We start from the raw sequence: 12390 nt of genomic DNA, 5'->3' as shown, positions 1-12390 counted from the left end.
AACATGCCCCCGGACATTCGGAACGCGGAGGGAGCGATGACCGGAGATCGGACGAGCGGCTGGACGCGGCGGCAGGCGCTGCAATCGCTGGCGCTGGCGGGTGCGGCGGCGGCATGGGCACCGCGCGGGCTGGCGCAGGCACCGTCGCGCAGGATCGGCGTGGCCCTGGTCGGCCTCGGCCACTACAGCCGCGACCTGCTGGCGCCGGCGCTGCAATTGACGAAGCACTGCCGCCTCGCCGGCCTCGTCACCGGTTCGCCCGGCAAGCTGCCCGAGTGGCAGGGCAGGTACGGCGTTCCCGACCGCAACGTCTATTCCTACGACGACTTCCACCGCATCGCCGACAACCCCGACATCGACGCGGTCTACATCGCCACCCCCAACCACCTGCACAAGCCGCTGGCCCTGGTCGCGGCCAACGCCGGCAAGCACGTCTGGTGCGAGAAGCCGATGGCGATGGACGCGACCGAGGGCGAGGCGATGGTCAAGGCCTGCCGCGACAACAAGGTGCAGCTGGCGGTCGGCTACCGCATGCAGCACGAGCCGAACACGCGTCGCTTCATGGCGATGGCGAAGGAGCGGCCGTTCGGCAGGATCATCAAGCTGCGTGCCGACGCCGGCTGGTGGGGCTGGCGCGACGGCGCAGACGACGCCTGGCGGCTCGACCCCGCGCGCGGCGGCGGCGCGATGTACGACATGGGCGTGTACTGCGTGAACGCCGCGCGCTACTGCACCGGGCTGGAGCCGCTGGCGGTCAGCGCCTTCGACGAGACCGCGCGCCGCGACCTGTTCAAGGGCGTCGACGAGACGATGCGCTTCCGGCTCGAGTTCCCCGACGACATCGTCGCCGAATGCGTCACCAGCTTCGGCCGCAACCTCAACACCCTGCAGGTGGACTGCGAACGCGGCTGGTACGCGATGTCGCCGTTCCAGGGCTACGAGGGCAACGCCGGCCGCGCCAGCGACGGCACCGTGTTCGAGCCGCAGCTGGGCCCGCGCCCGCGCATGCAGGCCGAGCAGATGGACCAGGACGCGCTGGCCATCCTGGGCAACACCGCGCCGCGCGCGCCGGGCGAGGAAGGCGTGGCCGACCTGCGCGTGCTGGACGCGGCGTTCGCGTCGGCGCGCGGCGACGGCAAGCGGGTGGAGATCGCGCGGGGCTGAGGCCGGCCATGCGCCGGGGGCATCGCCCCGACCTGCGGGCGGTTGTCAGGCGTCCGGCATCGCCCGGACCTGTCATCCCGAACGCAGTGAGGGATCGCCGTCCCGCACATCCGCAATCGGAAAGGGAGATCCCTCACTGCGTTCGGGATGACAGTCGAAGGGCTGTCGCTGGCACGAAGCCGTGCGGACAGTCATCCGTGCCGCGTGCCCCTCAGAACGGCAGCTTCAGCTCCGGATCGACCGCCGCGATCTGCGCGCGGAAGTCGCCGAGGATGCGCTGCAGCGATTCCTCGCTGTCGGCGTCGAAGCGCAGCACCAGCACCGGCGTGGTGTTGGACGCGCGCACCAGGCCCCAGCCGTCGTTCCAGTCCACGCGCAGGCCGTCGATGGTCGAGGTGCGCGCGCCCTCGAACTTCGCCTGCTGCTGGAAGCGCGCGACGAAGCCGTGCGGGTTGCCGTCGGCGACCTCGACCTTGATCTCCGGCGTAGACACGCCGCCCGGCAGCGCCTTGAGCGCGTCGCTCGGGTCTTCCGGATCCAGCGCCAGGATCTCCAGCAGCCGCGCCGCGGCATAGATGCCGTCGTCGAAGCCGTACCAGCGCTCGGCGAAGAAGAAGTGGCCGCTCATCTCGCCGGCCAGTTCGGCCTCGGTCTCGCGCATCTTGGCCTTGATCAGCGAGTGCCCGGTCTTCCACATCAGCGGGCTGCCGCCGTGGCGCAGGATGTGGCCGGGCAGGCGGCCGGTGCACTTGACGTCGTAGACGATCACCGCGCCCGGGTTGCGGTCGAGCACGTCGGCCGCGAACAGCATCAGCAGGCGATCGGGGAAGATGTTCTCGCCGTCCTTGGTCACCACGCCGAGGCGGTCGCCGTCGCCGTCGAAGGCGATACCGAGGTCGGCGTCGAAGCGCTGCACGGTGCCGATCAGGTCGACGAGGTTGTGCGGCTCGCTCGGGTCGGGGTGGTGGTTGGGGAAGGTGCCGTCGATCTCGCAGAACAACGGAATGACCTCGGCGCCGATGGCCTCGAGCACGCGCGGGCCGATCTCGCCGGCGACGCCGTTGCCGGCGTCGACCACGATCTTCAGCGGCCGCGCCAGCTGGATGTCGGAGGCGATGCGCTCGACGTAGGCGTCGGAGATGTCGCGCTCGACCACGTCGCCCGGCGACGGCGCATCGTGCAGGCGGCCGTCGGCGATGCGCGCGTACAGGTCGGTGATCGCCTCGCCCGACAGCGTCTGCCCGCCGACGACGATCTTGAAGCCGTTGTAGTCGGGCGGGTTGTGGCTGCCGGTCACCGAGATGCAGCAGCCGGTGCGCAGGTGGTAGGCGCCGAAATAGGTCACCGGCGTCGGCGCCAGGCCGATGTCGATGACGTTGCGGCCGGCCCGGCGCAGGCCCTTGACCAGCCCGGCGACGAGGTCCGGGCCCGACAGCCGGCCGTCGCGGCCGATGACGATGTCGGCCAGGTCCTGTTCCTGCATCAGCGAGCCGACCGACTGGCCGATCAGCTCGGCGACGCCGGCGTCGAGCGTCTGGCCGACGATGCCGCGGATGTCGTAGGCGCGGAAGATGCTGCCGTCGATGTCCACCGGGATCGCCTTCGGCGCGTCCCGGACCACGATCGCGGGCGCGGCCGCGGCCACCGCCTGCCCGGTGTCTTCCTGCGGTTCGGCCAGGGCTTCCACGAAGGTGCGCTCGGGCACGTCGGCGCTGTCCTCCACCTCCGCGGCGAACGCGCGCCGGATGCGTGCGGGCACGCGCCACAGCAGGTAGGCCAGCAGCAGCAGTAGGGCCGCCACGACCAGCAGCGGGATGCCGGCCAGGCCCAGCGGCGGCGCGCCGACGTGCGGCACCGCGGCGGCGACGCGCAGCTGGGTGCCGCGCACCGGCACGGCCATGCGCTCGGCCGCTTCCTGCTGGCCGACGTCACCACGTTCGGCCAGCGTGAAGCTGCCCTGGCGCAGCGCGACGTAGGTGTCCGCGTCGACCGGCACGCTTTCCAGTGCGGCGGTGGCGCGCGCGAGCGGCAGCTGCACCAGGGCCACGCCCACCAGCTGTTCGCCGACCCGCGCAGGCGCGGCCAGCGCGACGCGGGGCGCCCCCTCCACGCGCACCACCGCCACCACCGGCTTGTCCTCGACCAGCGCGGTCTCCATCACCGACAGCGGTCCGAAGCCGGCATCGGGAAGGCCCGCGTAGGTTTCGGTGAGCTCGGGCGGCCGCACCAGCGCCTGCTCCAGCTGCGGCCAGTCGGCGCCCAGCGCCTGCGCGGCGGCGTCGAAGTCGCCTGCCTGCAGCGCGGCCTGCACCGCTTCGGTCGCGAGGCGTTCGCCCAGGCGATCCAGATCGCCCGACAGCATCGTCGCAGTCATCGTCGCAGTGGTGTCGCGCGCGAGCGTGGTGCTGCTGCGCCGGGTACCGTCCTGCAGCTGCTGCCAGCCGCTCCAGAGCAGCCATGCGGCCAGCAGCACCAGCACCGCCGCCAGGTAGGGCAGGAAGGGACGCAGCTGCGCGAAGACGCGCGCCTTGGCCGGATCGCTCTTGGTCGTCATGGTGTTTCCGTTGCTCCCCTGTCAGCGCACGCCGGTATGGCCGAAGCCGCCCGCGCCGCGCGCGCTGTCGGTGAAAGTATCCACGACTTGCAGGCTGGCGCGCACGACCGGAAGGATGACCAGTTGCGCAATCCGGTCACCCGGTTCGATCGTGAAGGCCTCGCGGCCGCGGTTCCAGACGCTGATCAGCAGCGGCCCCTGGTAGTCGGCGTCGATCAGGCCGGTGCCGTTGCCGAGCACGATGCCGTGTTTGTGGCCCAGCCCGGAGCGCGGCAGGATCACCGCGCACAGGGTCGGGTCGCCGATGTGGATCGCCAGGCCCGAGGGCACCAGGGCGGTGTCGCCCGGCGCCAGGGTCAGCGCCTCGTCGAGCGCGGCGCGCAGGTCCATCCCGGCGCTGGCCTCGGTGGCGTGGTCCGGCAGCGCCCATTCGCCGCCGAAGCGCGGGTCGAGCAGCTTCACCTGCAGCACGGTGGTCTCGGGGTTGCGGGTCATGCCTGGAGTCGCTCCGCGATCAGCTGGACCAGTTGCGCGGCGACCTCGGTCTTGGCGGCCGGGCCAAGCTGGCGTTCGCCGCCCTCCCAGTACACCACCAGCGCGTTGTCGTCGCGTTCGAAGCCGCCCTGCGCGCCGCCCACGAGGTTGGCCGCGATCAGGTCGAGGCGCTTGTTCGCAAGCTTGCCGCGTGCGTAGCGCTCGACCTCGTGGGTCTCGGCGGCGAAGCCGACCACCAGCGCCGGCCGCCGCGCGTGCGCCGCGACCTCGGCGAGGATGTCGGGCGTGCGCACCAGCTCCAGCACCAGGGTGTCGCTGCCGGCGGTCTTCTTGATCTTGTGTTCGGACACGCGGCGCGGGGTGAAGTCGGCGACCGCGGCGGCGGCGACGTAGGCGTCGGCCGGCAGCGCGCCCAGGACCGCGGTGTGCATCTGCGCGGCCGAGCGCACGTCGATGCGGGTGACGCCGTCGGGCGTGTCGAGGTGCACGGGACCGGCGACCAGCACCACCTCGGCGCCGAGCGCGCGCGCCGCGGCGGCCACCGCGAAGCCCATCTTGCCGCTGCTGCGGTTGCCGACGAAGCGCACCGGGTCGATGTCCTCGAAGGTCGGGCCGGCGCTGACCAGCACCCGTTTGCCGGCAAGCGTGCTTGCGGCCAGCGCCTTGCCCGCGGACGCGTCGCTCACGCGGCCTCCAGCGCGGCCACGATCGCGGCCGGCTCGCTCAGGCGCCCGGGGCCGGACTCGCCCTCGGCCAGCGGGCCGTCCTCGGGGCCGACGACGTGCGCGCCGCGCTCGCGCAGCAGCGCCACGTTCGCCTGGGTCGCCGGGTGCAGCCACATGCGGTGGTTCATCGCCGGGCACAGGGTGATCGGCGCGGTGGTGGCCAGGCACAGGGTGCTGACCAGGTCGTCGGCGAAGCCCTGCGCCAGCTTCGCGATGGTGTTGGCGGTCGCCGGCGCGACCACCACGCGGTCGGCCCAGCGCGCGAGTTCGAGGTGGCCCATCGCCGCTTCCGCGGCCGCGTCCCACAGCGAGCTGCGCACCGGCCGCCCCGACAGCGCCTGGAAGGTCTGCGCGCCGACGAAGCGCTGCGCGCTGTCGGTCATCGCCACCTGGACCTCGGCCCCCGCGTCGCGCAGCCGGCGCACGAGCTCGGCCGCCTTGTACGCGGCGATGCCGCCGCACACGCACAGCAGCAGGCGTTGTCCTCGCAGGCCTTGCGCGGCTGCCATCGTCGGGGAATTCCTACGCCGGATCCGGGCCACAGCTTACCCGATGGCGGGTGGTCGCCCGGCGGCGCGGCGCCGCTGCCGGCGCTGCAATGGCGTCAACGCTGGCGGCCGGGCCGAGCGCGTCCCGACGCGAATTTCCCCTGTTCCGCCGGGCCGCCCCGCCGGTCGCCAGCGCCTCCTTCCACGAACGCATCGCCATGCACATCCGCGACTGGCCCAGCCACGAACGCCCCCGCGAAAAGCTGCTCGCCCGAGGCGCGGCCGCGCTGTCGGACGCCGAGCTGCTGGCGATCTTCCTCGGCTCGGGCCTGCGCGGACAGGACGCGGTCGCCACCGCCCGCCAGTTGCTGAACGCCCATGGCCCGCTGCGCCGGCTGCTGGAGCTGCCGACGGGCGAACTGGCGAAACTGCGGGGACTCGGCCCGGCGCGCGCCAGCCAGCTCTCGGCCGCGCTGGAGTTGTGCAACCGCTGGCTGGCCGCCGGCCTCGAGCGCGGCGAAGCCCTGACCGATCCCGCCTCGGCCGGCCGCTACTTCGCCCAGCGCCTGCGCGCGCAGGCGATCGAGGTCTTCGCCGTGCTGTTCCTCGACACCCGCCACCGCGCGCTGGCGTTCGAGGAGCTGTTCCGCGGCACCATCGACGGCGCCGAGGTGCACCCGCGCGAAGTGGTGCGCCGGGCGCTGGCGCACAACGCCGCGGCGGTGATCGTCGGCCACAACCACCCCAGCGGCAATCCCGAGCCCAGCGCCGCCGACCGCGCGGTCACCGCGCAGCTCAAGCAGTCGCTGTCGCTGGTCGACGTGCGCCTGCTCGACCACTTCGTCATCGGCGACGGCGCGCCGGTGTCGCTGGCGGCGCGCGGCTGGGTGTGAAGGCCGGACACGCGGGGCCGCTCGCGTACAATGTCCGGCTGCAGAATCCGATACGCCTCCCGTGAAATCCCAGCTCCGCGGCCTGATCGAACAGGCCATCGCCGCCCTGCGTGACGCAGGCACCCTGCCCGCCGATGCCGCGACGCCCGACTTCGTGATCGAGCGGCCGAAGGATCGCGCGCACGGCGATTTCTCGACCAATGCGGCGATGCTGCTGGCCAAGCATGCCCTGAGCAAGGCCGAAGGGCCCGCGAAGCCCAACCCGCGCGCGCTGGCGCAGGCGCTGGTCGACGCGCTGCCGGTGAACGACGACGTTGCCGCGGTCGAGATCGCCGGACCGGGCTTCCTCAACTTCCGGCTCACGCCGGCCGCCTGGCAGCGCCAGCTGCGCGCGGTGCACGCGGAAGGCGAACGCTACGGCCGCAACGACAGTGGCGCCGGCCGCACCGCCGGCGTCGAGTACGTTTCGGCCAACCCGACCGGCCCGCTGCACGTCGGCCACGGCCGCGCCGGGGTGATCGGCGACTGCATCGCGCGCGTGCTCGAAGCCAACGGCTGGAACGTCAAGCGCGAGTTCTACTACAACGACGCCGGCGTGCAGATCAACAACCTCGCCATCTCCACGCAGGCGCGCGCCAAAGGGCTCAAGCCCGGCGACGACGCCTGGCCGGCGGACGCCTACAACGGCGACTACATCGCCGATGTCGCGCAGGCCTACCTGCGCGGCGACAGCGTCGAGGTCGAGGGCCACGTCGTCACCGGCAGGCGCGATGCCGACGACCTCGACGCCATCCGACAGTTCGCCGTCGCCTGGCTGCGCCGCGAGCAGAACGCCGACCTCGAAGCCTTCGGCGTGGCGTTCGACGTGTACTTCCTCGAATCCTCGCTCTACGGCGACGGCAAGGTGGACGAGACCGTGCGCGAGCTCGTCGCCCACGGCCACACCTACGAGGACGGCGGCGCGCTGTGGCTCAAGACCACGGATTTCGGCGACGACAAGGACCGCGTGATGCGCAAGTCCGACGGCACCTACACCTATTTCGTGCCGGACGTCGCCTACCACCTGAGCAAGTGGCAGCGCGGCTACGAGCGCGCGATCACCGAGCTCGGCGCCGACCACCACGGCTCGCTGGCGCGGGTGAAGGCCGGCCTGCAGGCGCTCGACAAGGGCATCCCGAAGGACTATCCCGAGTACGTGCTGCACCAGATGGTCACGGTGATGCGCGGCGGCGAGGAAGTGAAGCTGTCCAAGCGCGCCGGCAGCTACCTGACCCTGCGCGACCTGATCGACGAGGCCGGCAGCGATGCCGTGCGCTGGTTCCTGGTCGCGCGCCGGCCCGATTCGCAGCTCACCTTCGACATCGACCTGGCGCGCAGCCAGTCGCTCGACAACCCGGTGTATTACGTGCAGCTCTCGCACGCGCGCATCTGCGGCCTGCTGCGCCAGCTCGAGGAGCGCGGCCTCGCGTTCAGCCTCGACAACGGCCTGGCGCAGCCGCTGGATCTCGACGACGCCTCGCTGCGCGACCTGCTGATCGACCTCTCGCGCTGGCCGGAGATCGTCGCCGCCGCGGGCGGGCAGCTTGAACCGCACCTGATCGCGGCCTACCTGCTCGAACTGGCGCAGGGCTTCCAGACGTATTACAACGACCACCAGTTCCTGGTCGACGACGCCGACGCGCGCGACGCCCGACTGGCGCTGGCGCTGGCGGTGCGGCAGGTGCTGGCGAACGGACTGCAATTGCTGGGCGTCAACGCGCCCGAACGGATGTAGGGGCAGCAGCAAGATGGCGGCAAGACGCGGCAAATCCCAGGCAAGGCGCAACGGCGGCAGCGGCCTGCCCGGCTGGGCGTGGATGATCCTCGGCATCGTGATCGCGCTGGTCGCGGTGATGGTGCTGCCGAAGTACCTCAAGTCCGAGGGCCGGGACGGCTTCTTCCGCCCGCAGCCCAATGCGGCCGCGCAGCCGGCGGTCAGCGCGATCGACGAAGGCGACGCACCGCCGGACGATGCGCCGCCGCCCGCACGGCGCCCGGCCGCGGCCGCGGCCGCCGCGCCCGCAACCGACACACCGGACTACGACTTCTACACCGTCCTGCCCGAGCAGGAAGTGGCGATGACCGACGCCGAACTCGCCGCCAGCGCGCGCGAGGAGGCCGAACGCCAGCGCCGCACCCTGGCCGCGCAGCGCCAGCGCGAGCAGGACGCCGCCGACCTGGCGACACCGGCCCCGACCGCGCCGGCCGCCGCTGTATCGACCCCTGCCGCGGCCGCGTCGCCGGCCACCCGCCCCGCCACGGCCGCCGCCGACGGCGCCCGCTACCTCCTCCAGGCCGGCTCCTTCAGCACCTCCGGCGACGCCGAGGCGCTCAAGGCGCGGATCGCCCTGCTCGGCCTGTCGGCGCGGGTGGAATCGGGCGACGCCAACGGCAAGACCGTCTACCGCGTGCGCATGGGCCCCTACGGCACCGCCACCGAACTGGCCGAAGCCAAGCAGAAGCTCGGCAACGGCGGCCTGCCGGCGCTGGCGATCAAGGCGAACTGAGCGCCCGGTCGCAGGCCGGTCGCAACCCGCGCGATCCCGCCACGGCACACTGTCAGGCCTGAACGGAGGCACCGCCATGGCCATCGAAGCCGCCCTGATCAAGCCCGTCGTCGATGCGCTGATGGCGCTGTTCCGCGAGAGCAGCGACCTCAAGCTCAAGCGCAGCGCCGAGAAGGCGCTGCGCGAGGCGATCCGCGAACTGCTGCAGGCCAACCCGGACGAGAACAAGGCGCAGGCGCGGATCGCCATCGCCAAGGCCGCCGGCATCCTGTCCGAGGACGTGGTGCTGGCCGAGGACATGCTGGAGAAGCACCGCGCGACCAGGGCCAGGACGCGCGGCAAGTCGTCCACCGGGCGCAAGCGCAAGGCGCCCGGCGAAGCCGCGAAACCCGACCGGGCGGACACACCGAAGCCGGCGAGGAAAGCGGCCGCGAAATCGACCGGAAAATCCTCGAAATCCTGATCGCCGCAGCGCCGCGCACACCCGGCTTGCCGGAGCACGTTCATGTCGGGAACCTGCATCCCCGTCATCCCCGCGAAGGCGGGGATCCAGCAACTTCAAGCTTGTCACGCCGCAATCAAAGACACTGGGTCCCCGCCTTCGCGGGGATGACGGGATCGTTGCTGGTGGAGTCAAGGTCGCTCCGGCCGGCCGGCTTTCCACGCGAGGCCGATGCCGGCCAACACGCGCTTCCTCGCCCTGTGCGCACCGTGGTGCGCCGGCGAAGCCTGGATCAACCGATGCCATCGGCATGGCAAACGGATCTTCATGCACCCGGAGTGGGAATAGAATCGACGCATGACCAGGACCATCCTCATCACCGGCGCCACGTCCGGCTTCGGCGCCGCCGCGGTGCGGCGCTTCCTCGCCGACGGCTGGCGCGTGATCGCCACCGGACGCCGCGCCGAACGCCTGCAGCAGCTCGTCGACGCACATGGCAGCGGGCGCCTGCATCCCCTGGCCTTCGACATCCGCGACGCCGACGCGATGCGCGCCGCGCTCGACGCCCTGCCCGACGACTTCCGCGGCATCGACGTGCTGGTCAACAACGCCGGCCTCGCCCTCGGCACCGCGCCCGCGCAGCAGGCCAGCCTCGAACAGTGGCGGCAGATGATCGACACCAACGTCACCGCGCTGGCGACGCTGACGCACGCGCTGCTGCCGGCGCTGATCGAGCGCCGCGGCGCAATCATCAACATCAGCTCGATCGCCGGCAGCTATCCCTATCCCGGCGGCAACGTCTACGGCGGCACCAAGGCCTTCGTCACCCAGTTCTCGCTCGGACTGCGCAGCGACCTGCACGGCACCGGCGTACGCGTGACCAGCATCGAGCCGGGCATGGCCGAAACCGAGTTCACCCTCGTGCGCACCGGAGGCGACCAGGCCGCCTCCGACCGCCTCTACGGCGGCGCGACCCCGATGACCGCCGCCGACATCGCCGACGTGATCTTCTACGTCGCCACCCTGCCGCCGCACCTCAACATCAACCGGCTCGAGATCATGCCCGTCAGTCAGTCGTTCGCGGGATTCCAGGTGCATCGGGACCCCTGACGCCAGCTCACCGTCAGGAAACCGGGATGTTGCAGGAGCCCGGCCAGCCGCTCAGTCCAGCGGCGCGTCGTCGAGGTAGGTGTAGCCGGTCAATCCCGCCTCCAGCGCCTCGTTGAGCCGTGCGGCCTCGCCCCTGCTCAGGTCGACCGCGCCCACGCGCGCCTTGTAGATGCGGCGCAGGTCGTCGAGCCGGTAGCCGACGTAATCGAGCATCACATCGGTGGTGTCGCCCTTGCGCTGCTGGCTGATGGCATAGCCGTCGCCGTTCACCCGCACCTCGACCGCGTCGGTGTCGCCGAACAGGTTGTGGATGTCGCCGAGGATCTCCTGGTAGGCGCCGACCAGGAAGAAGCCCAGGCGATAGCGCTCGCCCTTCTTCAGCGGATGCAGCGGCAGCGAGGTGTCCAGGCCCTCGTTCTCGACGTAGCTGTCGATCTTGCCGTCGGAGTCGCAGGTCATGTCGGCGATCACGCCGCGGCGCTCGGGGATTTCGTTCAACCGCTCGATCGGCACGATCGGAAACACCTGGTCGATCGCCCAGACGTCGGGCATCGACTCGAACACGCTGAAGTTGACGAAGTACTTGTCGACCAGGCGCTCGGCCAGTTCGTCGAGCAGCGGGCGGTGGCTCTTCTCGTCGTAGCTCAGGCGCGCGCGCACGCCGTGGGCGATGGCGTAGAACAGGTCGTCGATGCGGGCGCGGGCGACCAGGTCGATCTGGCCGAGCGCGTACGCGGCCAGTCCTTCGGCGTGGAAGTGCTGCGCTTCCTGGAACAGTTCGACCGGCGGGCGCCTGTCGAGCTCACCGTGGATCTCGCGCAGGTAGGCGATCGCGTGCGGCTCGTCGGCGTGCGCGTCGGGCACGCGGCCCTCCGGCGCCTGCTCGACCTCGACCACGTTGGCGACCAGCAGCGCGTGGTGCGCGGTCATCGCGCGCCCGCACTCGGTGACGATGCGCGGCGGCGGCAGATCGTGTTCGACGCAGGCGTCGGCCAGCGGCTGGACAATGGTCGAGGCGTACTGGTGCACGCCGTAGTTGATCGAGCAGAAGCTGCGCGAGCGCGTGCCCTCGTAGTCGATGCCGAGGCCGCCGCCGACGTCGACGTGGGTCACCTTCGCGCCCAGCTTCGACAGCTCGACGAAGTAGCGCGTGGCCTCGCGCATGCCGTTGGCGATGTCGCGCACGTTGGAGATCTGCGAGCCCATGTGGAAGTGCAGCAGGCCGAGCGTGTCGCCCATGCCGGCGTCGCGCAGCGTCTTCCACAGGTCCAGCACCTGGCGCGGCGAGAGGCCGAACTTGGCCTTGTCGCCGCCGCTGTTCTGCCACTTGCCGGCGCCGAGCGAGGCCAGGCGCATGCGCACGCCGATGCCCGGTGTGACGCCCAGCGCCTGCGCTTCTTCGAGGATCAGCGGCAGCTCGGACGGTTTCTCCACCACGATGAAGGTGTCGAGGCCGAGCTTGCGCCCGATCAGCGCGAGGCGGATGTACTCGCGGTCCTTGTAGCCGTTGCAGACGATCAGCCCGCCCGGGCGCGACAGCGCCAGCACCGCCATCAGCTCGGGCTTGCTGCCGGCCTCCAGCCCGAAGCCCTCGCCGTGGTGCGAGGCCAGCGTGCCGGCCACGCCGGCGTGCTGGTTGACCTTGATCGGATAGACCGCGGTGTAGCCGCCCCTGTAGTCCCAGTCGGCCTGCGCCTGCGCGAAGGCGGCCTGCAGCCGGCGCAGGCGGTCGCCGAGGATGTCGGGGAAGCGCACCAGCAGCGGCAGGTTGGCGCCGCGCTCCATCGCCTTGTCGACGATCTCCGGCAGCGCGATCGCGATGCCGTCGGCGCCCAGCGGGCGCACGAGGACGCGGCCGGCGTCGTCGACGTCGTAGTAGCCCTCCGACCAGTGCGGGATCGAATAGGTCTTGCGGGCGTGGTCGGTCGACCAGGCAGTCATCGGCGGGCGTCCGGGGGCGGGGGCGTGCTGCA

At 71.6% G+C, this 12390-nt stretch carries 9 protein-coding genes and 1 pseudogene; 6 read left to right on the top strand and 4 right to left on the bottom strand.

Translation table 11 applies throughout. The annotated features are described in order from the left end of the window. The first annotated feature begins 36 nt into the window (after positions 1-36). The gene (locus FQY83_RS04880) at positions 37-1164 is read left to right on the top strand and encodes a Gfo/Idh/MocA family protein (RefSeq protein ID WP_146385645.1); all 1128 of its coding nucleotides are present in this window, start codon (positions 37-39) and stop codon (positions 1162-1164) included. A 211-nt stretch (positions 1165-1375) separates the two neighbouring features. Here FQY83_RS04880 and FQY83_RS04875 read toward each other — a convergent pair whose 3' ends face one another. The 3 genes and pseudogenes from FQY83_RS04875 to coaBC form a co-directional block, all read right to left on the bottom strand. After that, on the bottom strand, positions 1376-3718 hold the full coding sequence (locus FQY83_RS04875) for a phosphomannomutase/phosphoglucomutase (RefSeq protein WP_146385643.1): 2343 nt from the start codon (positions 3716-3718) through the stop codon (positions 1376-1378). A 21-nt stretch (positions 3719-3739) separates the two neighbouring features. After that, positions 3740-4213, bottom strand: a complete 474-nt coding sequence (gene dut, locus FQY83_RS04870) for a dUTP diphosphatase (RefSeq protein WP_146385641.1) — start codon at positions 4211-4213, stop codon at positions 3740-3742. Continuing rightward, positions 4210-5447, bottom strand: a pseudogene (gene coaBC / locus FQY83_RS04865) (bifunctional phosphopantothenoylcysteine decarboxylase/phosphopantothenate--cysteine ligase CoaBC). Before coaBC ends, dut begins: the two are co-directional and overlap by 4 nt. A 197-nt stretch (positions 5448-5644) precedes the next feature. Here coaBC and radC point away from each other — a divergent pair. From radC to FQY83_RS04840, 5 genes are all read left to right on the top strand, one after another. Next, on the top strand, positions 5645-6319 hold the full coding sequence (radC, locus tag FQY83_RS04860) for a RadC family protein (protein ID WP_146385639.1): 675 nt from the start codon (positions 5645-5647) through the stop codon (positions 6317-6319). A gap of 61 nt (positions 6320-6380) precedes the next feature. Further along, complete coding sequence (argS, locus tag FQY83_RS04855) at positions 6381-8093, top strand: arginine--tRNA ligase (protein WP_146385637.1); 1713 nt, start codon at positions 6381-6383, stop codon at positions 8091-8093. A gap of 13 nt (positions 8094-8106) precedes the next feature. Next, entirely contained in the window at positions 8107-8865 is a 759-nt protein-coding gene (locus tag FQY83_RS04850) for an SPOR domain-containing protein (RefSeq protein WP_146385635.1), read from the top strand. A 76-nt stretch (positions 8866-8941) separates the two neighbouring features. After that, positions 8942-9328: a hypothetical protein gene (locus tag FQY83_RS04845; protein ID WP_146385633.1), complete on the top strand. Its 387-nt coding sequence runs from the start codon at positions 8942-8944 to the stop codon at positions 9326-9328. 336 nt (positions 9329-9664) lie between these two features. Continuing rightward, positions 9665-10417: an SDR family NAD(P)-dependent oxidoreductase gene (locus tag FQY83_RS04840; RefSeq protein WP_146385631.1), complete on the top strand. Its 753-nt coding sequence runs from the start codon at positions 9665-9667 to the stop codon at positions 10415-10417. Between the two features lie 51 nt (positions 10418-10468). Here the strand turns inward: FQY83_RS04840 and speA are convergent, their stop codons facing one another. Beyond that, complete coding sequence (gene speA / locus FQY83_RS04835) at positions 10469-12358, bottom strand: arginine decarboxylase (protein ID WP_146385629.1); 1890 nt, start codon at positions 12356-12358, stop codon at positions 10469-10471. Positions 12359-12390 lie beyond the last annotated feature (32 nt).

Source organism: Luteimonas marina (genome assembly GCF_007859325.1).
Classification (GTDB): Bacteria; Pseudomonadota; Gammaproteobacteria; order Xanthomonadales; family Xanthomonadaceae; genus Luteimonas; species Luteimonas marina.
Note: the sequence above shows the minus strand (reverse complement) of the source record. Positions and strands in the feature narration are given on the sequence as shown.